The sequence below is a fragment of the Bradyrhizobium sp. BR14999 genome (assembly GCF_056106085.1).
Map to the genome: position 1 here is coordinate 7,386,830 of NZ_CM148536.1, position 25,654 is coordinate 7,412,483.

General features: G+C 61.8%; 22 protein-coding genes and 1 pseudogene. 4 read left to right on the top strand and 19 right to left on the bottom strand.

What is annotated here, in order from left to right:
* Window position 1: 1 nt before the first annotated feature.
* Window positions 2-2,035 carry a hydantoinase/oxoprolinase family protein gene (locus ACR9YP_RS34480; protein WP_474217976.1) on the bottom strand — a complete coding sequence of 678 codons (2,034 nt, stop codon included), beginning with the start codon at window positions 2,033-2,035 and terminating at the stop codon, window positions 2-4.
* Here ACR9YP_RS34480 and ACR9YP_RS34485 point away from each other — a divergent pair.
* Both ACR9YP_RS34485 and ACR9YP_RS34490 read left to right on the top strand, forming a co-directional pair.
* On the top strand, window positions 2,028-2,780 hold the full coding sequence (locus ACR9YP_RS34485) for a helix-turn-helix domain-containing protein (RefSeq protein WP_474217977.1): 753 nt from the start codon (window positions 2,028-2,030) through the stop codon (window positions 2,778-2,780). The two genes, ACR9YP_RS34480 and ACR9YP_RS34485, sit on opposite strands and share 8 nt — an antisense overlap.
* 141 nt (window positions 2,781-2,921) lie before the next feature.
* Window positions 2,922-4,091 carry a saccharopine dehydrogenase family protein gene (locus ACR9YP_RS34490; RefSeq protein WP_474221159.1) on the top strand — a complete coding sequence of 390 codons (1,170 nt, stop codon included), beginning with the start codon at window positions 2,922-2,924 and terminating at the stop codon, window positions 4,089-4,091.
* A gap of 43 nt (window positions 4,092-4,134) precedes the next feature.
* Here ACR9YP_RS34490 and ACR9YP_RS34495 read toward each other — a convergent pair whose 3' ends face one another.
* From ACR9YP_RS34495 to ACR9YP_RS34530, 8 genes and pseudogenes are all read right to left on the bottom strand, one after another.
* Window positions 4,135-5,436: an NAD(P)/FAD-dependent oxidoreductase gene (locus ACR9YP_RS34495; RefSeq protein ID WP_474217978.1), complete on the bottom strand. Its 1,302-nt coding sequence runs from the start codon at window positions 5,434-5,436 to the stop codon at window positions 4,135-4,137.
* A 41-nt stretch (window positions 5,437-5,477) separates the two neighbouring features.
* A pseudogene (locus ACR9YP_RS34500) lies at window positions 5,478-6,964 on the bottom strand (aldehyde dehydrogenase family protein).
* Between the two features lie 10 nt (window positions 6,965-6,974).
* The gene (locus ACR9YP_RS34505) at window positions 6,975-8,234 is read right to left on the bottom strand and encodes a metal-dependent hydrolase family protein (RefSeq protein WP_474217979.1); all 1,260 of its coding nucleotides are present in this window, start codon (window positions 8,232-8,234) and stop codon (window positions 6,975-6,977) included.
* A gap of 47 nt (window positions 8,235-8,281) precedes the next feature.
* Window positions 8,282-8,971: an ABC transporter ATP-binding protein gene (locus ACR9YP_RS34510; protein WP_474217980.1), complete on the bottom strand. Its 690-nt coding sequence runs from the start codon at window positions 8,969-8,971 to the stop codon at window positions 8,282-8,284.
* Window positions 8,965-9,735 (bottom strand): ABC transporter ATP-binding protein, encoded by a 771-nt coding sequence (locus ACR9YP_RS34515; protein WP_474217981.1) that lies wholly within the window; start codon window positions 9,733-9,735, stop codon window positions 8,965-8,967. The genes ACR9YP_RS34510 and ACR9YP_RS34515 overlap by 7 nt, the downstream gene beginning before the upstream one ends.
* A 3-nt stretch (window positions 9,736-9,738) precedes the next feature.
* Window positions 9,739-10,722 carry a branched-chain amino acid ABC transporter permease gene (locus ACR9YP_RS34520; RefSeq protein ID WP_474217982.1) on the bottom strand — a complete coding sequence of 328 codons (984 nt, stop codon included), beginning with the start codon at window positions 10,720-10,722 and terminating at the stop codon, window positions 9,739-9,741.
* 1 nt (window position 10,723) lies between these two features.
* A complete protein-coding gene (locus ACR9YP_RS34525; protein WP_474217984.1) occupies window positions 10,724-11,599 on the bottom strand; it encodes a branched-chain amino acid ABC transporter permease in 876 nt (291 codons plus the stop codon).
* Window positions 11,600-11,626: 27 nt separating this feature from the next.
* The gene (locus ACR9YP_RS34530; RefSeq protein WP_474217985.1) at window positions 11,627-12,820 is read right to left on the bottom strand and encodes an ABC transporter substrate-binding protein; all 1,194 of its coding nucleotides are present in this window, start codon (window positions 12,818-12,820) and stop codon (window positions 11,627-11,629) included.
* A gap of 134 nt (window positions 12,821-12,954) precedes the next feature.
* On the opposite strand from ACR9YP_RS34530, the gene ACR9YP_RS34535 reads away from it, so the two are divergent.
* Both ACR9YP_RS34535 and ACR9YP_RS34540 read left to right on the top strand, forming a co-directional pair.
* Window positions 12,955-13,602: a TetR/AcrR family transcriptional regulator gene (locus ACR9YP_RS34535; RefSeq protein WP_474217986.1), complete on the top strand. Its 648-nt coding sequence runs from the start codon at window positions 12,955-12,957 to the stop codon at window positions 13,600-13,602.
* Complete coding sequence (locus ACR9YP_RS34540) at window positions 13,599-13,838, top strand: hypothetical protein (protein WP_474217987.1); 240 nt, start codon at window positions 13,599-13,601, stop codon at window positions 13,836-13,838. The genes ACR9YP_RS34535 and ACR9YP_RS34540 overlap by 4 nt, the downstream gene beginning before the upstream one ends.
* Before the next feature lie 576 nt (window positions 13,839-14,414).
* Here the strand turns inward: ACR9YP_RS34540 and ACR9YP_RS34545 are convergent.
* The 10 genes from ACR9YP_RS34545 to ACR9YP_RS34590 all read right to left on the bottom strand — a co-directional run bounded on the left by ACR9YP_RS34545 (window position 14,415) and on the right by ACR9YP_RS34590 (window position 25,557).
* The gene (locus ACR9YP_RS34545) at window positions 14,415-15,509 is read right to left on the bottom strand and encodes a branched-chain amino acid ABC transporter permease (protein ID WP_474217988.1); all 1,095 of its coding nucleotides are present in this window, start codon (window positions 15,507-15,509) and stop codon (window positions 14,415-14,417) included.
* Window positions 15,506-16,372, bottom strand: a complete 867-nt coding sequence (locus ACR9YP_RS34550; RefSeq protein ID WP_474217989.1) for a branched-chain amino acid ABC transporter permease — start codon at window positions 16,370-16,372, stop codon at window positions 15,506-15,508. Before ACR9YP_RS34550 ends, ACR9YP_RS34545 begins: the two co-directional genes overlap by 4 nt.
* 7 nt (window positions 16,373-16,379) lie before the next feature.
* Entirely contained in the window at window positions 16,380-17,084 is a 705-nt protein-coding gene (locus ACR9YP_RS34555; protein WP_474217990.1) for an ABC transporter ATP-binding protein, read from the bottom strand.
* The gene (locus ACR9YP_RS34560; RefSeq protein ID WP_474217991.1) at window positions 17,081-17,794 is read right to left on the bottom strand and encodes an ABC transporter ATP-binding protein; all 714 of its coding nucleotides are present in this window, start codon (window positions 17,792-17,794) and stop codon (window positions 17,081-17,083) included. The genes ACR9YP_RS34555 and ACR9YP_RS34560 overlap by 4 nt, the downstream gene beginning before the upstream one ends.
* Before the next feature lie 84 nt (window positions 17,795-17,878).
* Entirely contained in the window at window positions 17,879-19,204 is a 1,326-nt protein-coding gene (locus ACR9YP_RS34565) for an ABC transporter substrate-binding protein (protein WP_474217992.1), read from the bottom strand.
* A 74-nt stretch (window positions 19,205-19,278) separates the two neighbouring features.
* Window positions 19,279-21,069 (bottom strand): FAD-dependent oxidoreductase, encoded by a 1,791-nt coding sequence (locus ACR9YP_RS34570; RefSeq protein WP_474217993.1) that lies wholly within the window; start codon window positions 21,067-21,069, stop codon window positions 19,279-19,281.
* Window positions 21,070-21,104: 35 nt separating this feature from the next.
* On the bottom strand, window positions 21,105-22,007 hold the full coding sequence (locus ACR9YP_RS34575; protein ID WP_474217994.1) for an intradiol ring-cleavage dioxygenase: 903 nt from the start codon (window positions 22,005-22,007) through the stop codon (window positions 21,105-21,107).
* An 18-nt stretch (window positions 22,008-22,025) separates the two neighbouring features.
* On the bottom strand, window positions 22,026-23,147 hold the full coding sequence (locus ACR9YP_RS34580; RefSeq protein ID WP_474221160.1) for a maleylacetate reductase: 1,122 nt from the start codon (window positions 23,145-23,147) through the stop codon (window positions 22,026-22,028).
* 169 nt (window positions 23,148-23,316) lie between these two features.
* Window positions 23,317-24,204 carry a helix-turn-helix domain-containing protein gene (locus ACR9YP_RS34585; protein ID WP_474217995.1) on the bottom strand — a complete coding sequence of 296 codons (888 nt, stop codon included), beginning with the start codon at window positions 24,202-24,204 and terminating at the stop codon, window positions 23,317-23,319.
* A gap of 150 nt (window positions 24,205-24,354) precedes the next feature.
* Window positions 24,355-25,557, bottom strand: a complete 1,203-nt coding sequence (locus ACR9YP_RS34590) for an ABC transporter substrate-binding protein (RefSeq protein ID WP_474217996.1) — start codon at window positions 25,555-25,557, stop codon at window positions 24,355-24,357.
* Window positions 25,558-25,654 lie beyond the last annotated feature (97 nt).

Genomic DNA, 25,654 nt, shown 5'->3' on the forward strand with positions numbered 1-25,654 from the left:
CCTAGCATTCCGGAGTGAGAATGAGCGCGCCGGTGTTGTCGACGGTGACGATCCATCCGTGCGGTACGAACGTCGTTGCTGTCGGCTCCTCGATCACTGCGGCGCCCTTGAGAACCGCGCCCGGAGCCAAACTGCTGCGCCAGGCGAACCGACAGGGGATTTTTCCGCCTCCGAAGGTGATCTGTCCCTCCTCGATTTCTGCCTCGCCCTTCTTTTCGCTCATCCGGGTCAACGAGTTCAGCACCGTTGAGGGCGTCGGCACGTGCGCAGTCAGACGGAACGTCACGATTTCTATCGGTGCAGCGCGAGAGGTCGAGCCGTAGCGGGCCTGGTGAGCGGCACCGAATACTTCACGAAGGTAACTGACGCCTTCGCGATCCAGACGATCAAGGTCGATCGTCGCCAATAGCTCGAAGCCCTGCCCCGCGTAACGCATTTCGAGGGCGTGTTCGTAGACGATTTCGGATGCCGCATAGCCGTATTTGATGAACTCCGATTCCGGCTCGCGCTTCATCAGGTGGAATGCGCTTGCGATGGTACGGGAGCTTTCGGCATCCACGGGCAGGAAACGGGTCTCCCGATAGATTCGCTTGACGTCGGCAACGAGAAGACCCAGCGCGGAGAACAAGCCCGGATAAGGCGGGATCACGACGCGGCGTATCTTGAGGTCGGAGGCAGAGAGCGCGCTGATCATCGGCCCCATGCCTCCGTAGCCGTAGAGCGAATAATCCCTCGGATCGTGGCCGCGCTGAACCGAGACGAGGCGAACTCCCTGGCTGATATGCGCAGTGCTGATGTCGACCATCGCCTGGGCCATTTCGTCGATGTTCTGGCCGAGTGGTTCAGCAAGCGTCTTCAGCGCCTGGTCTGATTTTTCCGGATGCAACGTCATCCTGCCGCCGAGAAAACGGTGCGGCCGAATCCATCCAAGGCGCACCAGCGCGTCGGTCAGGGCTGGAGCGCTGCCGCCGTGTCCGTAACAGGCAGGCCCCGGCCTTGCGCCCGCCGAGCGGGGTCCGACCTGCAGCATTCCGCCTTCGTCGATCCAGCCGATGCTGCCCCCGCCCGCGCCGATGTTCGCAATGTCGACGCTGGGCAGACCCACCGGCAGCCCGTCCACTTCCGTCTCGGCGGTAATGCCGGGTATCCCGTTCGCAATGAGGCAGATGTCCGCGCTCGTTCCGCCGACGTCCAGCGTAATGACGTTGCGATCACCAATGACGCCAGCCATCCGCGTCGCCCCGATCACGCCGGCGGCCGGCCCCGAATTGAGCATCTCCACGCCCCGGCCATGCGATCCGGAACTCGGGAGCACACCGCCGGACGATTGCATCACGAACAGACCACTTCCGGGTGCGCGATCGCGGAGATGATCCTCAAGACGGCGCAGATAACGACCGACCAGCGGCACCAGATAGGCTGCCATCACCGTCGTCGACGCCCGCTCGTATTCGCGGAAAGTCGGCAGCACGTCCGACGACAGCACCACGGGCAGATCCGGATAGCGTTTGTTCACGATCCTTCGCACCGTCTGCTCGTGCTCGGGATTCCGGTAGGAGTGCAGCAGGCAGACCGCAAGCGCTTCGGGCTTTTCCTTTTGAATCAATTGGTCGATCGTCCGACACAATTCGTCTTCGTCGAGGGAGAGAACGGCTTGCCCAGAGACATCCATTCGCTCGGTCACTTCGACGGAGAGCTTGAGGGGTATCAACGGCTCCGGTTTCTCGCAGGCAATCGCGTAGACGTTCGGACGAAGCTGCCGCTGCAGGACCAAAAGATCGCGGAAACCGCGGGTCGCCAGGAACGCCGCGCGGCATCCCTTCCGCTCGATGACCGCGTTGGTGGCCACGGTGGATCCGTGAAACAGGTGCGTCAGCTTGGGAAGATTAGCGCCAAGGGACTGTGAAAGACCATCGATCACACCGATCGACGCGTCATGGGGGGTCGAAGGCAGCTTATGCGAACGGACATGATCGCCTTCAATCCAAATTAGATCGGTAAAGGTACCCCCGACCTCGATCGCCATCTTGATCATCACTGCAAATCCGCACTTCACTGGTTGGACAGCCAAAAGGGACAATTCCGGTGGAACTCGCCCTCCCCATGAAGTACGACAGAAAAGCAAATTTTTAGCAAGAGTGAAAATGAAGCGAGATGACCGAAAAGCCGGCAAGTCGGTGCCGAGCCGCCAGGCGGGAGCCAAAACTCGAACCCCAAAGGGCAGCCCGGCACTGGCCGATCTTCTACGGGAGGCCAGGAAGAGCAAAGATTTAAGCCTCCAGGAGGTCGCGGATGCCACCGGACTGTCGGTCGGGCTGATCAGTCAGATCGAACGGGGCCTAACCACACCGTCCATGCGATCGCTCAGGCAGATCGCCGATGCCGTGGGCGTCTCGGTGAGCTCCCTATTCGCAAGGACAGACGCTGAAGATGTCGGCGAGGATCGCCACATCACCCGAAAAGACAGGAGACGCGTGCTAAATCTCGATAGTATCGGCATGCACATGGAAATCATGACCCCCGCCGAGGGGGCTCCTATCCAGGCTTTCGTGGCCTACCTTCTTCCCGGCGGGATGTCAGGAACCGAATTCGACAGCCACGTAGGCCATGAGTTCGGAATCATCATCGATGGCCAGCTTGAGCTTTTCCTCGGCCCTCAAAGATATCTGCTCAATCCTGGCGACACCTTCAGCTTCAATTCGGAAACGCCCCACCGCTACGTCAATTCCGGCACCACGATGACTTACATCCACTGGGTCATCACGCCGCCGATCTATTGATCCGCCCAAAAAAATCCTTTGCATTGCGACCGCGCAGGCTGTTAAATTTCACTATGACTAAAAAATTGATGCTTTAGGGCCGGCCGCAATCCGGAAGGGAAACTGATGGCGAAAATACTTGTTCTGGGTGGCGCCGGCGCCATGGCGAGCGGCACAGTGCGGGACCTCGTAGCACCCTACTCGTCCCGCGCCATCGAGTTGATCACAGTTGCCGACTTCGCTGCCGACCGCGCCAACAAGCTCGTTGCCGAACTTGCGGATCCACGGCTCCGGGGCGTCGAGCTCGATGTCAATGATGCCGGTAAGCTGGCAGACCTGCTGACGGAGCACGACCTCTGCATCAACGCAGTTCCCACGTTCGCAGGTCATCAGATGGCGATCTTCGAAGCGTGCCTGCAAGCCCGCCGCACTTACGTCGACTACGGTGGAATGGGCGTCTTCACCGTACAGCAGAAGAAGCAACATGACGCGTGGAAGGCGGCCGGCGTCACCGCCGTGCTGGGACTCGGAGCCGATCCGGGCGTCTCCAATATGATCTGCAAGGCTGTGGCTGAGCGGCTGGATACGATTGATCGCATCAATCTCTATTGGGCCGCTACCTTGGTCGGAGAGGAAAATCCGATTCTCGTGCCGCCCTACAGTGTCTCCACCATTCTCGGCGAATACGCCAATCCCTCGATGCAATTCCTCGACGGCTCGTTGAAGGAAGTCGCTCCGCAATCCGGAAAGGAAATACTTCTCCTGCCCGAACCATGGGGCCGCACCGAATTCATGTATACCCAACACTCTGAACCACTCACCGTACCGTTCGCAGAAGGTATTCGGGAGAAGGGCATTCGCGAATTCACCTGGAAGCTGCATTTGCCGCACCGCGAGCACGAGGCCTGGACCGGGTTGGTCAAGGCCGGGTTCGGAGCCTTCGATCAGCCGATCGAGATCGGAAACGCCAAGATCACGCCGGCCGAGTTCCTCGAGGCCGTGATCGCGCGCAACATTGCCACCAATCGTCATCGTATTCCTGCACAGCAGAGCCACGAAATCCATCTCGCGATCGGTCACGGCACAAGCGGAGGGAAAAAGACTACTCTGAATTTCGCCGTGATCGGGCATCCGCATCCTTCGTTCGATGGTTATGTCGATGCGGGCACATCCATGGGCCTTTCCATCGGCGTGCAATTGCTGCTGTCGAAAGCGGGCAAAGCCGGCGTCTGGGGACCGGAAGAGTACTATGACGTTCCCTCCTTTTTGGCCGAGTTGCGGCGGCGCCACTTCGAAGTCCACGAAAACATCGACGTCGAACCTGCCGCGTAGCGGCGGGCTCGATTTTTCCTCAAGGGCAATCCTCCAACTCAGCTCACATGGCGCCGGATTGTCTATCCAGAGGTCCCTCGGAAAACCGGGACAATCGGAAGGCATCGAGATCGAGCGGCGCGATGCCTTCGAGAATCAGACTCGAAATGACCTCCCCTACGGCGGGCGCCAGCGCGAAGCCGTGACCGTTGAATCCGGCGACTAGCATCAAGTTCTCGAACCCGCAACGCGACATGATCGGAATTAGATCCGGTGTCGCATCGATGCGGCCAGCCCATGTGCGTCGGGTGCCGAGAGTTCTGAGCTCCGGAAAGACCCTGTAGAATTCTTCCAGGTTTCGCCCGACGAGCTTCTGATTGATCTCAGGCTCCTCATTCGGAATCGAGAGCCGGCGGCTCCTTAGTTGATGCCGCAACGTATGTAACGCTTCTCGTCCGAACCTGATCTGGATCACGCCCCTGTTGGCGATGAAGGTTGGAATGAATTTGCCGAAATGACCGAAAGAATGCAGCCCGATGTCGTGTTCCGCATCGATTCCGCGATAGCCGTTCGACACATAAAAGCTGCCATCACGCTTCGGCCTGAAAGCAACCCGCGGCGACCAGACCGGCACCGATAACCGCCTGTTGGAAGGATTTGTTTGCGCGACTGACGCACGCACGGGCTGGACCGGAATCGATACGCCGATGCCCCTCATCAATTCGGCGCTGCCAACGCCTGCCGCCACAACGACTTGATTTGCGCGCACCGCGCCATCGGCCGTCACAACGGATACGTTACCCGTAGCTGACCGTCGCAGCCGTATTACCCGGGAGTTCTCCTTGAAGACAACGCCAAGCCTTTTGGCTGCAGCGGCAAATGCCAAAGACGCCTTCACCGGCTCCGCATGCCCGTCGCCCGGCGTAAAGAGGCCGCAGACCCATTCCTGACGCTCGCCTGGAAAGAGTTTGGATATCTCGCGCGAGTCGATCAGATCTGACTTGATGCCGGCAGCAAGTGCGGCCTTCAACGCGGCGTTCAGACGCTGCTCATCTTCGGGCGTTTCAGCGGCGAGCAGAATACCCGAACGGATATATTCGAGATCGGCATCGAGCTCGTCCTCCAGGTGCTCCCACATCCGGCAGGCTTGCGCCGCGAGAGGCATTTCCGCCGAATGGCGGCCCTGTTGACGGATGAAGCCCCACGCTCGGCTCGACTGTTGCGCTGCTATATTGGCCTGTTCAAGCACGATGACGCGTGCGCGACGGAGAGCGAGGCGATAGGCGATGGCGCAGCCGACGATGCCGCCACCCACGACCACAACGTCGAAGACTGGTTCAAACGAAATCGAAGATTCGCTGGTCATGTATTAATTTGCATGTGGCTCAAGCTGCGCACTGAAGACGTTTACGATGCGTTCGATTTCTCGGCGTACCAATCCCACACATGGCCGCGCTTGAACCGGGTGACCTGCTTCACTTCAAGATAATTGCCGAGGCCCCATCGCCCCAATTCACGACCAATCCCGCTTTGCTTGTATCCCCCCACGGCGCCTGGGTAAAAGTAGGCTGAGAGCAGTTGATCCATACGATCCCAGCCCGAAGAGCTTCTGACATACGCCTGCATCTTGTTTCGTCTTCCGACATCACGGCGGCGGCAAGGCCGAAACGGGTGTCGTTCGCAAGCTTGAGCGCCTGCTGCTCATCGGAAAACCTGTGCACCACAAGGACTGGGCCAAAAATCTCGTCGCGCCAGATCGACGAATTCAGAGGTACGTCCGTAAAGACCGTCGGCCCGATGAAGTAGCCGCGTGACATATTGGCCGGCCTCTCCCCTCCCGTGACAAGTAGGGCGCCTGCTGCCACGCCTTGGGCAACGAACTGGCGAACTTTTTCGTATTGTCCGTGGCTGACGAGAGGGCCGAGCTTGGTGCGAGGATCAAGACCATCCCCGATCGGGATACTTCGCGCGCGCTCAACGAGCCGCTTCACCAGTCGATCCGCGATTCCTTCCTGTACAATCAGGCGCGACGTTGCGCTGCAGACCTGCCCCTGGTTCCAGAAAATTCCAAACATGATCCATTCGACGGCAGCCTCGATGTCAGCGTCGTCGAAAACGATAAAGGGCGACTTGCCGCCGAGCTCAAGGCTGACATTCTTGATCTCCTGCGCAGCACCCATCATGATTTTTGTCCCGGTCGGAACCGATCCGGTGAAGGCGATCTTGTCGACGTCTGGATGTCGCGCCAAGTGCGCTCCCGCGACAGAACCGAGCCCCGTGACAACGTTAAGAACGCCTGCGGGCAAGCCCGCATCGACTGCGATCTCGGCTAGTTTCAGGCTAGTCAATGATGTCAACTCGGAAGGCTTGAGCACCATGGTGCAGCCCGCGGCGATCGCCGGGGCGACCTTCCAGGCGGCCATCAGCAATGGATAGTTCCATGGAATGATCTGGGCCGCGACACCAACGGGCTCGCGCCTGACCGAGCTTTCGAACCTTTCGTCCGGAAGGGCGATCGTCTCGTCCTGTGCGGCATCGAACTCCTGGGCTAGATCCGCGTAAAAACTGAAGCAGCCTGCGGCATCGTCGATGTCCCACAGGGCTTCCGCCAAGGGTTTACCGTTGTCGATCACCTCCAAGCGCGCCAATTCCTCGCGTCGGTCGGAGATGCCCTTGGCGATCGAGCGAAGTAGATTCGCCCGCTCAGCCCCATTCACGCTCCTCCACTCGCCCTCGAACGCTCGGCGGGCGCAATCGACCGCAAGATCGACGTCCTGCGCTGTGGCGGCCGAAAGATAGTCGATGCGCTCCTCCTTTGCGGGGTCAATGACGTCAATCACGGCGCCATCACGAGATGGACGCCATTCGTTGCCGATGAAGATCGTTCTTGTCATTGGCAATTGCTCAGGCAGGCAGACCGGGCGTCAGCCGGGGTATGATCATTCCGTCCTGGATGATGGTAGTCAGATTCGAATGACTGGTGAGGTCCGCGAGACTTCTGCTTAGGTCACCGCGTACGATGATGACGTCGGCGGCTTTTCCTTCATCGAGCGAACCGGTCTCAGCGCCAAGACCGAGAAGTTCGGCATTGGAAGACGTCGCCGCCTGGAGAACCTGCAGCGACGTCAAGCCCGCCTCTTCCATGAGTTCGAGCTCACGGATGTTGTATGGACCGAACGCGGTCATCGGTTCGGAAAAGGCGTCACAACCCGCACCGATCCTCACACCCATCTCGACCGCGAGCTTGAACGAATTCAGGTGGGCTTGGAACATCGGACGCGCCTTGATCTTCGCGTACTCGGGAACCCCTGGTGTATTGACGACGCGATCCAGCAAAGCCAGCGTCGGCACGAGAAAGGTCCCCTGTCGCTTCATCAAATCGCAGCATTCGTCATTGAGATCGAAGCCATGCTCGATGGAATCGACACCGGCCCTGATCGACGCGAGCGCGCCCAACAGGCCCTCTGCGTGTGAGGCGATCTTGCGACGCAGCGCGTGTGCTTCCCCGACCGCCGTCTTGATCTCTTCGTCGCTGAAATGCTGATCTTCGAGGCTGTCGCGCTCGGACATGGTCCCACCGGTGGTCCAGATCTTGACCACGTCGGCGCCATCGCGCACCGATTGCCGCACAGCCTTTCGCACGGCATCGACGCCATCGACCACAAAGGCCATAGCGGAGCAGCCGCACAGCCAGTCGCTCGGCACATTGTGCACGTCGCCGTGTCCGCACGTCATGCTGAGGCCCATATGGGCAGGAACGGTCTTCGGTCCGAGGATGGTGCCTTCGTCGACCGCACGCTTGATTGCCACGCCGTTCCGCGATCCCATGTCACGGGCCGTGGTGAAGCCATAGTCGAGCAACCGGCGCGCATCCGCCACCGCACGAACGCAGTTGAGCTCCTTTTGCTCCATAACCCACATCATGGGATCAGGGCTGCGGCTCCCGAACCAATGCAGGTGGGCGTCGATCAGCCCGGGAAGGACGGTTTGCCCCTCGGCATCGATGACCACCCAGTCGTCCTGCAACCTCAGACTCCTTTCAGCGGTGATCTTGGTAATCCTGCCGTTCTCGATGAGGAGAGCTTGTCCTCTGACGGGCTCGAGGTTGATGCCCCGCAGGAGAGTGCCTCCGCGAATAACGATTGATTTTTGATTCTTCTTCATGACGCCTCTCCTCGAATGCAAATCTTGTGTTTCGCGAGCCGTGGCCTCTATCCGATGAACGAATCGAAGAGGTCCTTGCTCTCGCGCACATCGTCTTTCCGCGCGAGCTTTCCGCTGTTCATGAGGTAAACGGAATCAGCCACGGCCAGGGCCATGTTCACGTTCTGCTCGACCAGTATGGTCGTTTGCCCCCCGGCCTTCAGCGCCATCAACGTCTCCCGCACCTGGTCAACGATCTTTGGCGCAAGTCCGGCAGTCGGTTCGTCCAACAGCAACACTGAAGGACGAGCGACAAGGGCGCGACCAATTGCGAGCATGGCTCGCTCGCCGCCAGACAGACCCCCGGCAGGCTGCATGACGCGCTCGCGAAGTCGCGGAAAAAGCCTTAGGACGTCCTCGATACGCTCAGGCCCAGCGCGGCGGGCGGAAGCAGGCACGCCCAGATCGAGGTTCTCCCGGACCGTCATCTCCGGGAAAAGCTCACGCCCCTGAGGCACAAGCGAAATCCCGGCTCGGCACGTCAGGTGGCTCGGCAGCCGCCCAATGGATTTATCACCAAGTGAAATCGCGCCGGAGCGGATTCGGATTATTCCGGCGATCGCATTCAGCAGCGTTGACTTGCCCGCGCCGTTCGGTCCGAGGACGGCAATGAGTTCGCCCTTGCCGACCTTAAGATCGATCCCGTGGACGACCTCGAGCTGACCGTAACTGATCGCAACGCCGGAGAGGCTCAGCATGCGACGTCCCCAAGATAGGCCCTGCGAACCTCGGCGTTATCGGCAATTTCCGCGGGAAGGCCAGTCGCAATCACCAAACCATTATCAAGCACGACGATTCGATCGCACAGTTTGAAGACAAGGCTCAGAACGTGCTCGACGATCAAGATAGACAGACCAGATTTTCGGCTTAAACGCACGAGTAATGCTTCCATGTCCTCGACTTCGTCGGGGCTGAGACCTGCCGCCGGTTCGTCGAGAAGGAGAAGGCGAGGCTCCGAAACCAATGCTCTGGCGATCTCCACCCTGCGCTGCTGCCCAAAGTCAAGGCTGCTTACGCGCGTCAACGCCAGATCGCCCAGGGAAAGGCTCTCAAGCACCTCGTAGGCGCGCTTCTGGGCCACGTAGTCCTGCGAGCGCGATGTCCGGAATTGCCCGAACAGATCGAGAAGACTCTGATCGAGCCGGCTATGCATCCCGATCATGATGTTTTCGATAACCGAAGACTCCTGAATGAGCTGCACCGCCTGAAACGTCCGGGCGATGCCGAACTTTGACCGCTCATGAGCCGGCCGTTCGGACAGGCATACATCATCGATCAGGATCTGCCCGCTCGATACCGGCACGAGACCTGAGATCGCGTTGAACAGCGTGGTTTTTCCGGCGCCGTTCGGGCCGATCAGACCCACAATTTCTCCAGGCGCGATTTCGAGCGAGGCCTCGTGAACCGCCTTGAGACCGCCGAAATGTACGCTCACTCCCTCCACTGAAAGACGCTGTGCCATTAGCTAAGCATCCTTCTGCTTGTGGTGACGCGCGCCAAAGTAGGTCACGGCTCCGCGCACAAGAATTTCCTGCGGCACGACGCCGAGACGGCCAAGCAATCCAACGATGCCGCGCGGCATGAAGATGACGAACAGGACAAGCAGCACGCCATACAGCATTTCTTGGTAAGCCTGGACGTTGCGCAGAAGCTCAGGCATCACGGTGAGAAGGAGAGAGCCAACGAGGCCACCAAGCAAGCTGCCCAGACCTCCGATCAATACCATTGAGAATTGCAGGACTAGCTGAACTAACCCGAAACCATCCGGAACGATAAAGCGGATCGTCACAGCAAACAGCGCGCCACCAATGCCGGCATAGAACGCGCTAATGGCATAGGCGATCATCTTGGTTCGTTCGACGTTGATCCCGGAGCAGCGCGCAAGAGTTTCGCCTTGACGGATGGCGAGAAAGGCACGTCCCAGCCTGGACCGCACAATGCGCAGCGCGCTCCAATAGCTGATCGCGACGACTACGAGAATAACGTAAAACGTGTTCTTATCGCCCTGAGCTACGTAGGATCCTACGGCGGGCCAGCGCACTCGCACACCGTCTGTTCCGAGGGTCACCGCGTTCCAATGGATGAAAGTCCATTGCACCAGTTCGGCGAACGCCAGGCTCGTCATTGCGAGATAGACCGTGGAAAGCCGCAGAGCGGGGCCGGCGACCACCAATCCCAGCACGGTCGAGGCCATGCCGGCGGCGGGAAGCGCAACCAATGATGGTACGCCAAGACGGGACGTCAGAAGCGCGTAGGTATAAGCGCCGATGCCCATGAACGCCGCATTGGCGAACGAAAACTGGCCCGCATAGCCCAACAACAAATTGAGGCCGAGGCAAACCAGGGAATAAGAGAGGGCTAGGTTGACTAGATACTGGGTGTAGGCGTCGAGGACGAACGGCGCGAACAGCAGCAGCACAAGCAAGGGAATGACGACTGCCGGCCGCATCTTAGACCCTGACGATCTGGCCGCGGCCGAACAAGCCCTGCGGTCTAACGAACACGACAAGGATGATGATGACGTAAGACGAGATCTCGATCAGGTAGGTGCTGAAATAGGCTCCCACGAGCTTTTCGAGTATCCCGATGGCGATTCCCCCGACGACCGCGCCAACTGGGCTTCCGAAACCTCCAAGGACCGCCGCAGCGAAGCCCTTGAGCAGGAAGGTGGCGCCCATGTCGGGATAAAGCAACGTGAGCGGAGCGGCCAGAACACCCGCCGCTCCCCCGATGGCAGATGCAACCGCCCAGCTCGAACTGTAGACCTTCCCGGTGTTGATGCCGACTACTTTGGCACCAAGATAGTTTTGCTGAGTTGCGCGGATCTCCCGTCCAAGCCGTGTCTTCCAGATGAGAAGAAAAACTGCGACTGAAATTGATACTGCCAGGACGATCGTCAGGACGGTCTGCGCCGAAATCACCAACGAACCGATGAAGACAGGAGCGGTGGAAATGATGGAAGGAAACGACAGAATGTCGCTACCGAATGGCAGCCTCGCCGCCCCGCGGACAGCCACCGACACGCCGACGGTGGCCATGGCGAGCGTGGCGTGGGGATGATTCGCAAGCGGCCGGATCACGCCCCTTTCAACCGCCACCCCCAGCAGTGTGCTGGAGAGAACAGCCAGGACGAGAGCTACCGGAAACGGCCATGACATCGGCTGGAAGGCCACATAGCCAACGAAAGCACCGGCCATCAGCAGTTCGCCGTGGGCGAAGTTGACGATGCTTTGCGTCCGATAGATCAGTACGAGCCCCAAAGCCATCAGCGCATAAAGGCTGCCTACTTCCAACCCAGCGGTGATGAGAGTGAGCAACTCAGACATGACCGTGACCTGCCGCGTGGATTTCTCTCACTGCTTTGGCTCGATCCAGGTGGGACCGACGGGAACTACCTTGCCATCGACGAACGACCATACCGTTCCATGCGTGCACCCCTGATGGTTCTCCGGCGTGATGCTGACCTTGCAATAGGCCGGGCCCGCGTCGAGATCCTTGGTTGTCTCAAGCGCCTGGATGAACTTTTCGCGCGTGAGATCCGGGCCGGCTCGCCTGAGGGCATCGACCACGAGGAGCGCACCCGACATACCGAAGAAGGACAGCGTCTGCAGCTTGTCGTTCGGAAAGCTGGCCTTGTAGATTTCATCCCATTTTGCCGACGCCGGAGAGCCTGGAGGCGAGGCGAGGAATGAGGCGGCGTAAACCTGCTTCATGACATCGACGCCACCGGCTCGCTGAGAGAGATCGGCAAGGTCCATAACCGATGTCGTAGCCAGGAACGGTACCGTGAGGCCATACTTTCGCGCATCACGCAGCAAGACCGCGGTTTCGGCCGGATAGGTAAATGCGATTACGACGTCGGGATTGAGTTGCTTGATACGCACCGCCTGTGAGACCGCGTCGGTCACTTTACGGTCGATCTGTTCGGTAGCGACAACCTTGATTTTCTTGTCGAGCGCGGCGCTGAAAGCGTCAGCCTTCGTGTCGGCCCATTCGTCCGAATGCTTGACGATGGCGACTGTCTTCACTTGCGGCATAGAGGCCACGAATCTGGCCATCACCGATCCGTCGCCGCTTCCTGGCATTGTCGTCGTATAGATGTACTTGTTGACGGGGCTCGATATCTTGTCGAGGGTGGCTGCCATGACGACGTATGGCATCTTCGCCTCGATAATGTCGTCCTTCGCCGCCATGACGGTCGCGCTGCACGTCCCCCCGTGAATTGCGAACACATCTTCTCTTACGATCAGTTTCTTGACTGCCGCGACCGCTTTCGCAGGGTCACAAGCATCATCTTCATCGACCACCTCGATCTTGCGACCGTATATTCCTCCGGTGGCGTTGACATGATTGTAAACGGCGATCGCGCCGTTGTTGATTGGATAGCCCCACAGGCTGACCGGTCCGGTCAAGGGCCCGAACATCCCAATCTTGATCTTGTCCGGCGCGATGCCTGGCTCGGCCGACCAGGCGGCAGAGCCTCCTACACAGAGGACCAAGCCGATCGACGCCAGTCCGGATAGCCTCCGTAACACCTGCATAGACATGCCTCATCCCCCTCTTTTTACAGTCAAGTGTAAATTTACAGCTAACTTTCTTATTGTCAATCGGCTAGTCTTTGACGATGAAAATCGCGGCACCCGCGATAGCGGACGAACGCCCAATCGCCAGGCGAAGTGTGATGAACGAAAGCAAAAAAGACCGAAGGAAAACCGACCTTCTCGATGCCGCAGCCGAGCTCTTTCGGAAAGTCGGCTATGAGAGCACTAGAATGGAGGACGTCGCGAAAGCCGCCGACGTGTCTCCGAAGACCGTCTACAATTACTTCGCGAACAAGCAGCGTCTCCTGATCGAATTCCTGCAAAGAGACCGCACGGCACTGATTCCAGCCTACGAAGAGGTCGTGGAGAACCCGTCGCTTACGCTGGCCGAGACCTTGGCGCGGCTGATCCACGCCGATATCGGCAATGTGATTACGAGCGCCGACAAGACCTTATGGAGGGAGGTGCTTGCAGCCGAATTGCGGTCCCATAAATCCGGAAGCGACGGATTCGCCGCCAACCGATCGGTCTTCCTGCGTTTCGTGCGCCGAGCCATTTTGAAATTTCATAAGGTCGAAGATCTCGCGGTGCCCACATCGGTCGCTGTGGAGATGGTCTACGCCCTGAGCTCCTACAACTTCCGGGAATACTGTGCGAACGACAAACTGACCCCGAACGACATGCTCAAGCTCGCGAACGTGCATATGCACCACTTGGTGGAGGATTGGACAAAACGCCGTCAAACCGCGAGGAGAGAATCTTGGGAAAGGACACGAAAAGGTCCTTGAAGCATCACTTCGGGATCTTTGCCGACGGAGGCGGGGCGTTCGATTTGCCGCAGGCGAATCAGCCGGCATCTGCGGATCAAAGTGCCAACGACGAGCGGCATTGCGTGAGCGAGGAGCGGGGTTCTCCCTCGCTCGCAAACCTTGTGGCATGGATTTTCCGGGCGCGCACGTGCCGGCTGTCGTGGCATCTGCGCCGAGCCGCCGTTCGCGCGCGATTCGTCGCCGGCAAAAAGTAGCCGGGGAGCAGGTTCAAATAGTGGAGGCGCACTCCCACGCGCCAGCCGACAGAGATCCGCGGTACGCGCCTTTGCAGATTCGCTCATGGCGCAACTTGAGGATCAAAACACGCGCTCCTGAGAGTGACCTCATCGTTGGCCCGCCTCCCGGCTCGCTTCGCAAGCTGGCCCACACAGTCGCAGGTGCTTGAGCGTGGAACCATCGGTTCGCGCACACAGCAATTGCCCGATTTACTTGACGAGAAACTTCGCTTGCAGTTGGACGTCGAAAACGTCCAACTGAAAAGTCCGTTCCGATGCTCAATCGCTGCAAGCAATTGGTTTTATTTGGTGGGCGCACAGGGCTCGAACCTGGGACCCGCTGATTAAGAGACACGATAAGATCATTGATTTCTCAAGAGAATTTTTCCAACTAAGCCAAAATCCGATCATTGGAGATCAATGGCTTACAGCGAAACGTCCAACTGCAAAGGCGCCTGGACGCCCGAGCGCCTCCTTCCCAAAGATGGACTGGTGGCGCTTCTGAATGGACGAAGCTACTCGGCACAAGGTTGGTTAGAATGGCATTGGACCAGCCTACCCGCTGCGACCGAGCCAGCGCTGGGTCGGGAACAGCTGCAGTTGCCAGCGTCGAGCGGCCGCGCCCCACACGCCGGTGGGCATGAACAGCATGATCAGGATGGCGAGCGTGCCGAGCACGACCAGATAGAGACTGCCATACTGGGCGAGATAGGTGACGAGCCCCCACAGCAGCAACACGCCGACCATCGGACCTTCGATGGTCCGCACCCCGCCGATCACGACGATGAAGATGACATAAGCGGTCCAGTCGGTGACGCTGAAGGCCGCATCAGGCGAAATACGCGCCTTCTGCAAATAGACCACGGCGCCGACCATGCCGGTGGCGAACGCGACCGCGATCCACAGCACGTGGCGGACCCGCGCGGTGCGGACGCCGACGCTGCGCGCCGCCGCTGCGTTGTCACGGCTTGCGGCCAGCGCAAGGCCGTGGTGCGAGCGCATGAAGGCGTAGATGCCGAGCGTGACCAGCACGGCGAGCAACAGTGCCAGCCAGTAAACCAGCACGTCACGCGCGGCCGCCGGGCGCAGGCCAAGCAGCGCCTGCACCGCCTTCAGCCCGACTATCTGCGACAGTTCGCCCGGCGAGATCGACATCCCGGTGCCGCCGCCGAGCGACTTGAACTGGGCGCAGATGAGCCGCAGCGCTTCGGCGGCGACCCAGCTGCCGATCGCGAAATATGGCCCTTCCAGCCGGAACAGCAGCGGCCCGAGCACCGCCGCGACCAGCGCCGCGAACAGTCCGGCCAGTGGGATCGCCGCAACCGGATCGAGCCCCGCCATCACGATGCCGGCAAACAGCGCATAGGCGCCGAGCCCGACAAACGCCTGCTGCCCGACTGATACCAGCCCGCCCCACCCGGCCAGCACGTTCCAGAGCTGTGCCAAGGTCAGCATGGTGAAGACGAAGATCAGATCCTGGATCAGGTTGCGCGAGGCGATCGTGGGCAGCGCGGCCAGCGCTAGGATCAGCGCGATGCCGGCCACGGCCGCGATGCGCGACAGCCGTGTGCCGACTTGAACCTGCCACACCGGCGCGTCCGCCGGGCGCAGCTTGCGGCCTGCCGGGATATGGATGCTTTCGACGCTCATGCCCGCCTCGCCGGGAACAGGCCGCGCGGCCGCACCATCAGCACGGCAAGGAAGGCGAGATGGCCGGCCAGGATCTGCCATTCCGGATTGATCCGCCCTCCGATCGCCTGCGCCAGCCCGAGCACGATGCCACCCGCCAGCGTCCCCCACAGGCTGCCGAGCCCGCCGATGATCACCGCCTCGAATGCGTAGAGCAGCCGCGCCGGTCCGATCGACGGATCGAAGCTGGCGCGGATACCGAGCACAACGGCGGCGATCACCGACACTGCGAGCGACAGTCCGACCGCGATGGCGTAGACATTGCGCTCGTTGACGCCCATCAACTGAGCGATCGCGGGATTATCCGCAGTGGCGCGGAAGGCGCGGCCGAGCGAGGTGCGATAGAAGATGAGCTGGAGCAGCGCGACGGCGGCAACCGCCGTCACCAGCGCGGTCAGCGGCGCCAGCCCGACGCTCAGGCCGGGGGCGAGCGCCACCGACGAGGATTCGAAGGCGCCTGCCTGCAGCCGGCGGCTGTCGGCGCCGTAGCCGAGCAGCAGTCCGTTCTGGATCACGATCGACAGGCCAAAGGTGACGAGCAGCGGCGGCAGGATGTCGTCGCCGAGCACCTGCTCCAGCACCAGCCGCTGCAGCACGAAGCCGAGCACGAACATCGTGATAACGGCCAGCAGGGATGCGGCCGCAAGCGGCAGACCGAGCGCATTGGTGGCGCTGAGCACCAGATAGGCGGCAAGCAGGATCAGATCGCCATGCGCCAGATTGACCAGGCGCATGATGCCGAAGATCAGCGACAGGCCGAGCGCGAACAGCGCATAGACGCCGCCGAGCAGCACGCCTTCGATAATGGTGTCGAACCCGCTCATCGCTCTCTCATGCTCCGAAATAGGCCGCGCGGATCGTGTCCTGATCGACATCCCCTGGCCGTCCGCTCAGCGTCACCCGTCCCTCCTGCAAACAGTAGAAGCGATCCGAAGCCCGCAAGGCGCGGGCGATGTCCTGCTCGACCAGCACGACGGCGGTGCCGCCAGAGCGGATCTGCGGCAGCATGCGGTAGATGTCCTCCACGACGATCGGCGCGAGGCCGAGGCTGATCTCGTCGCACAGCAGGATCGACGGGTTGGACATCAGCGCGCGGCCGATCGCCACCATCTGCTGCTGCCCGCCCGACAGCGCGGTGACGGCGCCGCGCCGCCGCTCCTTCAGCACCGGGAACATGCGGTAAACGGCGGTGAGATCCCACGGCGCGTGGCGTTCGCCGCCATATGCGCCGATCAAGAGGTTCTCCTCGACGCTGAGCGAGGGAAACAGCTGGCGGCCCTCCGGCACCAGCGCGAGGCCGAGCCGGACGATGCTGGCGGCGGACGCATCGCCGATCGCCCGTCCCTCGAGACGGATGGCATCGGGACGGTTCTTCACTAGCCCCGCCAGCGATTTCAGCATGGTCGACTTGCCGGCGCCATTGGCGCCGATCACTGCGACCGCCTCGCCCTCGTTCAGCTCGAAGTCGATGCCGAACAGCGCCTGGAAGTCGCCGTAGAACGCATCGAGCGCCGTGACATTGAGCAGCGCGGTCATGCCGGCACGCCCATATAGATGGTCTCGACCTCGCGCGAGCGTATCACCTCGACTGGTGCGCCCTGGGCGACGACCTTGCCAAAGTTCAAGACGACCAGCCGCTGCACCACCGCGAGTAGCGCATGCACCACGTGCTCGATCCAGATGATGCCGACGCCTTCGGCATGGATGGTGTGGATGGTCTCGACCAGTTCGTGGCATTCGGCATCGGTGAGGCCGCCCGCGATCTCGTCGAGCAATAGCGTGCGCGGCCGGGTGGCGAGCGCCCGCGCCAGTTCGAGCCGCTTGCGATCGAGCAGCGGCAGGCTGCCCGCGAGCCGATTGGCCTTGGCTTCGAGGCCGGTCAGATCAAGCATCCGGCCGCAGTGCTGAACCGCATCCGCTTCCGACAGCCCGCCGCCGAACAAGGCGGCGACCGCAAGGTTCTCGAACACCGAGAGATGGTCGAACGGTTGCGGGATCTGGAACGAGCGCCCGATGCCGGCGCGACAGCGTGCTTCCGGAGAAAGGCCCGTGATGTCGACGCCATCGAGCGCGATGCGACCGGCGTCCGGCCGCAGCAGCCCGGTGATCAGGTTGAACAGCGTCGATTTGCCGGCGCCGTTCGGCCCGATCACGCCCAACGCCTCACCCGAGGACAGCGTGAGGTCGATCGCATCTGCAACGACGATAGCGCCGAACCGTTTCGAGATGGCATGGAGTTCGAGCATGGTCGCTCACATCCGGTTTCGGCGGAGAGGAGATGCGCAGCAACGCCACGCATCTCCTGCCTTCGATGAAGCAGCTGGCTTGCGCTAACTCAGCGCCTGCATGTCGCCGCCCAGCGGAATTTGCGGCGCCAGCTTGTTGTCCGTGATCACCATGTTGTACTTATCGCCGCTGAGCCGCCACTGGCCGCCCACCAGCGGCGTCTTGGCGATGTTCTTCGCGGCGAACGGCGGCACGGCGCTGGAGCCGAACTCGATCTGGCCGACGATCGTATCGAGCTTGGTGGCGCCGATCGCCTTCGCAAGCGCCGCGCCATCCGCTGGGTCGCCGGAGCGCTTGATCGCGTCGATCGCGACCTCGAATAGGGAATGGACGAAGCCGATCGGCTGGGTCCATTGCTTGCCGGACGCCTGCTCATATCCCTCGGCGAGATCGGCGGCGCTGACGCCGCTGAGGCTCGATTTGTAGGGATGCGTCGGCGTCCACCACACCTCGGTTGAGATGTTGTTGCCGCCCTTGCCGAGCGCCTGCACCGACGCCGGGAACAGAAGCGCCTTGGCGACCGATACGACTTTCGGCTTCAGCCCCTTCTGCCGCGCCTGGTTCCAGAACGTGGTGAAGTCGGGCGGGATGATCACGCCCGTGACGATCTCGGCATCGGCACCACGAAACGCCGCGATCTGCGAGCTGAAATCGTCGGTGAGGTTCTGGAAGCGGCCGGGATCGGTCAGCTTGAAGCCCTGCTTGGCCAACACGGGCGGGAAGCCGATGGTGGTGTCGCCCCAGGCGTTGCCGTCGGCATCGTTGGGGAACAGCGCGCCGACCGACTTGTTGGTCGCGACCTGGCTCCACATGCTGGTGAAGACGCCGATCACGTCTTCCAGCCCCCAGAAGTAATGGAAGGTGTAGTCGAACGGCTTCCAGCTCTTGGGATCGCCGGGATTGGCCTGGCGGCCGATGAAATTGGTCTGCCACGGCGCGACGCTGGAGATGCACGGGACCTGCTCCAGCTCGCACTGCGTCGCGACCGGATTGTTGGTCTCGGGCGTGGCGCCGACCACTATCAGCCCGACATTGTCACGAGTGATCAGCTCCTTGGCGACCTCGGCGGCGCGGTTCGGATTCGACTGGCTGTCTTTTGTCACCACCTCGACCTGATAGGTCTGTGATCCGACCTTGACGCCATCCCTGATGAACCTTCTGAACTCGCCGAGCACGAAATCGTCAGCTTCGGCGAAAGCGGCCAGCGGACCGCTCTTTGGCGAGACATAGCCGATCTTGATCGGCTTGTTGGCAGCCCGCACAGAAGGCGCGAACAACGTCGTGCTGCCGGCGGCGGCAAAACCACCGGCGATGCCTTGCAAGACGCGGCGGCGATCGAAAGACTTTATGTTCAATAGGTCCTTGGTCATTTTCCCCTCCCTTGAGGCAAGCCGGTTCAAGCCGGCTGCCGTTCATTCCGCTCTGAAATCCGCGCAGCGTCACATCACGCGGCGGCGACGGACTTCGCCTGCGTCTTCGCACTACGGCCGAGGATCTGGCCGAACACGTCGAGCAGCACGTCCGGGGCATTCACTGCTGCCTCTCTGGCACGCCAGGCGACATACATGTCGGGACGCACCAGCACGCAGCCGTCCTCGTCCACCTCGCTCTGGCGATACCAGTCGGCATAGATGTCGAGCGCGTCGCAGCCCTGCGGACCGATCGTCACCACATCGACCGGCAGGCCGTAGGTCTTCCCGATTGCGGCAGCCGCCGCCTTCCAGCCATCGCCCCCGATCCCGGTGAGCAGCGTGAAACGGCCCTTGCCGACAAGATCGAGCGTCGATTTGCGCTGGCCCTGATGCTCGACCCAGACATGCGGCAAGTGCGCGCCGGGCCAGGTTGTGGCCTGATAATAGAGCTCATGATCCCGGGTGAAGGCCGGCATCGGCGTGCCGTCGGACACCACGGCGGTCGAGCCGTAGCGCTGGTTCAGCTCGACGCCGTGGCAGTTGAACTCGTAGCTCTTGTTGGCGATGGCCTCATAGAGCTTCTTGCGCCGCGCCTTGCCCTCGGCGGTCGGCGCCTTGCGCGCGGCGATCGCCTTGCGTGCTTCCGCCGGATCGGTCGAAGCGACGAGCCCCACCGCCTCGAAGATCGGCGGGAAGTCCCCGATGCTCTTGTTGGCGCGGGTCACGATCTGTTTGCCGACGGGCTGGCGCTCCGCCGAATAGGTCTCGAGCAGCGACGGTGCGGCATGGCCTTCGAGCACGAGCTTCAGCTTCCAGCACAGATTGAAGGAATCCTGGATCGAGGTGTTGGAGCCGAGGCCGTTGGTCGGCGGATGGCGGTGCACGGCATCGCCGACGCAGAACACGCGACCCGATGAATAGTGGCCGGCATACATCTCGTTCACGGTCCAGGTCGAGGTCGAGCGAACCTTGACCTCCAGCGTCTCGTCGCCGACGAGATTGCGCACGACCGAGATCGCCTCGTCATTGCTGAGCTTGCGCTCGCCCTGCTCGATGTCGTAGCCCCAGATGATCAGCCATTCATTCCAAGGCCGCACCATGCGGACCAGTCCGGCACCGATGCCGCCAATCTCAGCGCCAGGCTGGAGCACCCAGTACAGCACGCTCGGCCGGTGCGCGACGTACTTGCTCAAGTCGGCCTGCACGATGATGTTCATGCTGCCGGCGCGGCCCATCTGACCCTCCATCGGCAGGCCGATCACCTCGGCAACCCGGCTGCGGCCGCCATCGGCGCCGATCAGATACTTCGCGCGGATCTGGTAGGTCTCGCCGGATAGTCGATCCTTCACCGTTGCCGTGACGCCGTCGGCATCCTGCACCAGGTCGACGAATTCGGTGTTGAAGCACAGCGCGGTGCCGCGCTGGCCCGCAGCCTCGATCAGGATCGGCTCAAGCAAATTCTGCGGCAGGTCGCAGATCCGGGTCGGGCTGGCGAGATCGTAGTCCGCCTTGCGCGAGGGATGATTGCCCCAGGAATAGAGCCGGCCGAACTCTTCGCCGGCGAGGCTTTCGCAGAACACGTTGTTGGCCATCAGATGCTGCGGCACCGCCTGCGCCACCGCCTTGTCCTCGAGGCCGAGGTCGCGCAGCACCTCCATCGCGCGCTGGTTGGTGATGTGGGCGCGCGGCGTGTCAGCCAGCCAGCCATATTTCGTCACTAGGATGTGCTTGACGCCGTACATGCCGAGCAGCGCCGCCGCCGTCGCGCCGGCCGGGCCACTACCGACGACGAGCACGTCGGTCTCAACAGGTTTGCTCGTCATGTTTCTCTCCCTGGTCGTGTTGTTGGTTGTGATCGTTATTCCGCGGCCATCATCGGCTTCGGCACCAGGCCGGCGCCGGGCCGCATCTGGAAGTCGTAGGTCATCAGATGCCACGGGCGGGAGACCTGCTCGCCGTTTGGCAATGCCGGCTCATTGCGCGGTTCGACGCGCGCGATGAGCTCGTCCTTGACGCCGAACACCACGTCGCTGCGCAGATATTGGTCGCCATCGAGGAAGACGTGGGTGATCAGCGGCTCGTAGCCTTCGGCCTTGACCAGGAAGTGCACATGCGCGGGGCGCATCGGATGACGCTGCGTGGCGGTGATGAGATCGCCGACCGGGCCGTCGGTTGGGATCGGATAGCTGCACGGCAGGATGGTGCGGAACGAGAAGCGGCCGTCGGCGTCGGTGACAAAGCGCGCGCGCAGGGACGGACCGTGGGTCGCATAGTCGGCCTTCTGCGAATCGTAGAAGCCGTCGTCGTCGGCATGCCAGACGTCGATCTCGGCACCGGCGAGCGGCTTGCCGGCGAGGTCGGTGACGCGGCTCTGCACGAACATCACTTCACCGTCGATGCCCTCGGAAATATTGGCACCGTGCGGCGTAACGCGGTGCTCGCCGACATAGAACGGGCCGAGCACCGTAGTCTCGGTCGCGCCCTCGCGCTCGCGGTGATTGACGGCGTCAACCAGCATCGAGACGCCGAGCACGTCGGAGAGCAGGATGAACTCCTGGCGCAGCGGCGTGCAGGTCTGGCCGGTGCGGGTCAGGAACTCGATCGCCTGATTCCATTCCTCGAAGGTGAGTTCGGTGCGGCGCACCAGATCGTGCAGCGATTTCACCGTCTCCTCGATGAGGAACTTCAGCCGCTTGTTCGGCGTGCTGGCGAAGCTGCGGAGCACTTCCTCAGTGAGATCATGTTCGTTGAAATTGGCCATCATGCTGTCCTTAGAGGTTCAGTGCTGCGCAGGCACGTCGCCGCGCCAGGCCCTTGCGATCAGGTCCTGGATCGCGACGCGCTCCACCGGTCTTGGGTTGGCGTAGGGGCTGCGGACAGCCATCTCAGCGGCGCGCACAATGCCGTCCTCAGGCATGCCGATGTCGGCCAGCCGGCGCGGCAGTGCGAGCCGGCGCGCAAGGTCGAACAACCCCTGCGGCGCATCCGTCGTGCGCAATGCGCGCGCAATTCGGGTCATCGCATCAGGCGCAGCGGCGGCGTTGTAGGCGGCGGCGTGCGGCAGCACGATCGCGTGGGTTGCGGCATGCGGCAGGTTGAACATCCCGCCCAGCACGTGGCAGAGCTTGTGGTGCAGCGACATGCCGACCGCGCCGAGGCAGACGCCGCACAGCCAGGCACCATAGAGTGCATCGCGGCGTGCTCCGGCATCGGCCGGCGCGGTCATGATCCGCGGCAGCCCGCGGGCAAGCGCCGCGATGCCGTCCTCGGCCATCAGCGAGGTCAGCGGATTGGCGTCGGGCGCATAGAGTGCCTCGACGGCGTGTGCGATCGCATTGAGGCCGCTGGCGGCGGAGACGTGCGGCGGCAAGCTGACAGTGAGATCGACGTCGTAGATGACGGTGTCCGGCACCAGATCCTGGGATTGCTGCGTGGTCTTGATGCCGTTGGCGGTTTCACCAAGGATCGGCGTCATCTCCGATCCGGCATAGGTGGTCGGGACAGCGATGTGCGGCAGCCCGGTGCGCAGCGACAGCGCCTTGCCGAGCCCGACCGTCGAGCCGCCGCCGACCGCAACCAGCCCGTCGACGTCGCGGGATTCCACGATGCCAAGCGCCTCGTTAGTAACCTCGACTGGCGTGTGCATGCGCGCGCCGGCATAGAGACCCGCGAGCCGGTCGCCGAGGCCTGCGCCGAGCCGGCGTCCGAGTTCCTGCTGTTCGGGGGTCGTGAGCACCAGCGCCCGCTTGATGCCAAGGCGCTCGCTCTCCTCGCCGAGTCGCGCGGAGGTGCCGGTGCCGAACAGGACGCGATATTGCTGCGAACAATAGGAAAAGGTGCCCAGGCCGGCATCACCGGTCGCCGCTACAGGTGCGATGGATGCGCTTCCGGCATCCGGCATCGCCATACTCATGGCATTTCTCCCAAGCCGGCGAACCGGCAGTCTCGTCTTTTTGGGAGAAGCTAGCGGCGAGCGGCCGTGGCGGGCCTGCACGAAACCGAAGAAAATCTGCACAAAACCGGAAAAATAATGCGTAGCAACCGGGCCTCGCCCGCGCCTGCTGCCGGGACTAGTGGCTACGCCGATATCGCCCCGGCGTCAGCCCGGTGAAGCGACGGAACATCCGCGTAAAGTGCTCCTGATGGGAGAAGCCACAGGCCAGCGCGATGTCGGCGAGGCTCTGCGTCTCGTCGGCAAGCAGTATCCTGGCGCGCTCGATGCGCAAATTGAGCACGTATTGATAGGGTGAGACACCGCTGGTCGCCTTGAACAGGCGCACGAAGTATTCGGTGCTGCGACCGCACAGCTCCGCCAGCTGGTCGAGCCGGATATCGGTATCGAGGTTGGCGTCGACGAATTCGCGAATCCGCGCCATCTGCTTGACGCTGAGCAGGTTTGGATGCTTGCCGGCCTCCACGCTCGGCTTGTGGAAATTAATCGCGACAAAGCGGTTGGCAATCGCCTGCGCGATTGGATCGACGAACAGCGATGAGGCCGGCAGGCCGCCGGTGATGGTGTCGCCGATCGCAGCAGCGAGATGCTCGAGCACGGCATCCTGATCGCCGAGCATCGGCGCCAGCCCGCCGATGAGGCTCGAGCCTCCGTCGCGGCCCGCGAACAGGTCGGAGCGCAGATAGATGTGGGTGGATTCCAGTGCCTCGCGCAGCACCACGTTGCAGGCATGGCCTGCGGGCAGGAAGAACACGCCGCCGCGCGGGATGTGCCGGGCGACCGACTTGCCCTCCATCACATAGGTGATGTCGACCGGGCCGCCCCGGTGCAGCACCATCAGATTGTCGGATAGGGCGTGGAAGTGCCCGTCAAACGGCCGTTCACGCTGCACCGAAGCATAGGCCGACGACCAGCCGAGCCCTTCGCTCGAACCGCGGAATTCGGCCTGGAAACGGTCCAGGATCCCGTGCGTCTCCTGCACCCCAAAATTCGACGTCGCCTGCATCCGACAGACCAAGGGCTCGAGGCTTCGGTGCCGCGGAGTAAAACCCAATGGCCCTCAATTTTCAATACGATCACTCTGATCGTTGCTGCAGCGCAATGGCAACACCCGCGGACCAACCCGCCTCGACATCATTGGGGGTCGATATCGACGCTACTTGGTCGAGAGCACCTCGCCGAACCGCTCCCACCGCTTGCCGGTGAAGTGCATGAACTGCAGCTGCTCGACAGGCAGATGGTCACTCTCGCCGGTATTGACCTTGATGCCGGGCAGCAGCATCGGCAACTCCAGATCTTTGATCGACAGCGCCTGCCGCAGGATGTTCTCGCGACTGAGGTCGTTGCCCGCCGCCTTAAGCACGTGCTCCAGCGCCATGCCGTTGTTGTAACTGTTGACGTAGTTGGAATCGCGGACGTCTCCGTCAGGCACATATTTGGCCATGTAGTCGCGCCACCCCTTTACGCCGGGATCGTCCGCCCAGACCGGATCGAGCGGATCCTTGACATAGGCGCTCGATATGATGCCGGTGCCGGCGTCGAGCCCGGCAGGCTCCATCACCGAGGACATCCAGACCGACACATTGGTCAGGAACGTCATCGGACGCCAGTTGATCTCGTAAGTCTTGCGGATTGCCTGCGCAGCAAATTTTGGCGTCGCGGCGATCACGAGCGCATCCGCACCGGTCGATTTAAGCTTCACGATCTGGGAATCCACCGTCGGCTCGGTCGTCTCGTAGGTCGCCGCCGTGACGGCGGTCTCGAACCGATCGCCGAGCACGTCCTTGAGCCCGGCGAGGTAGTCGCGGCCGAAATCGTCATTCTGCGCCAGCACCGCGAAGGTCGCGTCGGGTTTCTTCTGCAGCGTATAGCGCGCATACATGCGGGCCTCATTGCGGAACGGTGCCATCACGCCCATCAGCGTTAGGGGAAACTGCGCGGGATCACCGAACTTCGAGGCGCCCGAGGCGACGAACAGCTGGGGCACCTTCTTGCCCTGCAGATATTTGGCGATCGCCGTGTTATGCGCGGTTCCCATTGTCGAGAAGATGAACGAGACGTCGTCGCTCTCGATCAGCCGGCGCGTCTGCTCCACGGTCTTCGGTGGCACGTAGCTGTCGTCGAGCGAGAGCAGGCTGACTTTGCGGCCGTTAATGCCGCCGCGCTCGTTGACCATCTTGAAATAGGCGACCTCGCCTTTGCCGAGGATGCCGAAGGCGGACACTGGCCCGCTATAGGGCATGGTCTGTCCGATACGGATCTCGGTGGCGGTGATGCCGGGCTCGTCTTCGGCTACCGCCGGCGCCGCGAGAACGGACCAGATCACGTACAGCCCTGCGGCTACGATAGCGCTTCGCATCGACACCTCCCTGATAGGCCGCGATGAGAGCGGCCGTTTGTCCGGAGCATAGCTTCGCCCCGATTCTTGCGACGTTTTTCGAATTACTCGGCTGCGA

Bases quoted from the DNA above. Each gene is read 5' to 3' on its own strand.
- ACR9YP_RS34480 (WP_474217976.1), bottom strand. From the start codon at position 2,035: ATGATCAAGATGGCGATCGAGGTCGGGGGTACCTTTACCGATCTAATT.
- ACR9YP_RS34490 (WP_474221159.1), top strand. From the start codon at position 2,922: ATGGCGAGCGGCACAGTGCGGGACCTCGTAGCACCCTACTCGTCCCGC.
- ACR9YP_RS34495 (WP_474217978.1), bottom strand. From the start codon at position 5,436: ATGACCAGCGAATCTTCGATTTCGTTTGAACCAGTCTTCGACGTTGTG.
- ACR9YP_RS34505 (WP_474217979.1), bottom strand. From the start codon at position 8,234: ATGAAGAAGAATCAAAAATCAATCGTTATTCGCGGAGGCACTCTCCTG.
- ACR9YP_RS34510 (WP_474217980.1), bottom strand. From the start codon at position 8,971: ATGCTGAGCCTCTCCGGCGTTGCGATCAGTTACGGTCAGCTCGAGGTC.
- ACR9YP_RS34515 (WP_474217981.1), bottom strand. From the start codon at position 9,735: ATGGCACAGCGTCTTTCAGTGGAGGGAGTGAGCGTACATTTCGGCGGT.
- ACR9YP_RS34520 (WP_474217982.1), bottom strand. From the start codon at position 10,722: ATGCGGCCGGCAGTCGTCATTCCCTTGCTTGTGCTGCTGCTGTTCGCG.
- ACR9YP_RS34525 (WP_474217984.1), bottom strand. From the start codon at position 11,599: ATGTCTGAGTTGCTCACTCTCATCACCGCTGGGTTGGAAGTAGGCAGC.
- ACR9YP_RS34530 (WP_474217985.1), bottom strand. From the start codon at position 12,820: ATGTCTATGCAGGTGTTACGGAGGCTATCCGGACTGGCGTCGATCGGC.
- ACR9YP_RS34535 (WP_474217986.1), top strand. From the start codon at position 12,955: ATGAACGAAAGCAAAAAAGACCGAAGGAAAACCGACCTTCTCGATGCC.
- ACR9YP_RS34545 (WP_474217988.1), bottom strand. From the start codon at position 15,509: ATGAGCGTCGAAAGCATCCATATCCCGGCAGGCCGCAAGCTGCGCCCG.
- ACR9YP_RS34550 (WP_474217989.1), bottom strand. From the start codon at position 16,372: ATGAGCGGGTTCGACACCATTATCGAAGGCGTGCTGCTCGGCGGCGTC.
- ACR9YP_RS34555 (WP_474217990.1), bottom strand. From the start codon at position 17,084: ATGACCGCGCTGCTCAATGTCACGGCGCTCGATGCGTTCTACGGCGAC.
- ACR9YP_RS34560 (WP_474217991.1), bottom strand. From the start codon at position 17,794: ATGCTCGAACTCCATGCCATCTCGAAACGGTTCGGCGCTATCGTCGTT.
- ACR9YP_RS34565 (WP_474217992.1), bottom strand. From the start codon at position 19,204: ATGACCAAGGACCTATTGAACATAAAGTCTTTCGATCGCCGCCGCGTC.
- ACR9YP_RS34570 (WP_474217993.1), bottom strand. From the start codon at position 21,069: ATGACGAGCAAACCTGTTGAGACCGACGTGCTCGTCGTCGGTAGTGGC.
- ACR9YP_RS34575 (WP_474217994.1), bottom strand. From the start codon at position 22,007: ATGGCCAATTTCAACGAACATGATCTCACTGAGGAAGTGCTCCGCAGC.
- ACR9YP_RS34580 (WP_474221160.1), bottom strand. From the start codon at position 23,147: ATGCCGGATGCCGGAAGCGCATCCATCGCACCTGTAGCGGCGACCGGT.
- ACR9YP_RS34585 (WP_474217995.1), bottom strand. From the start codon at position 24,204: ATGCAGGCGACGTCGAATTTTGGGGTGCAGGAGACGCACGGGATCCTG.
- ACR9YP_RS34590 (WP_474217996.1), bottom strand. From the start codon at position 25,557: ATGCGAAGCGCTATCGTAGCCGCAGGGCTGTACGTGATCTGGTCCGTT.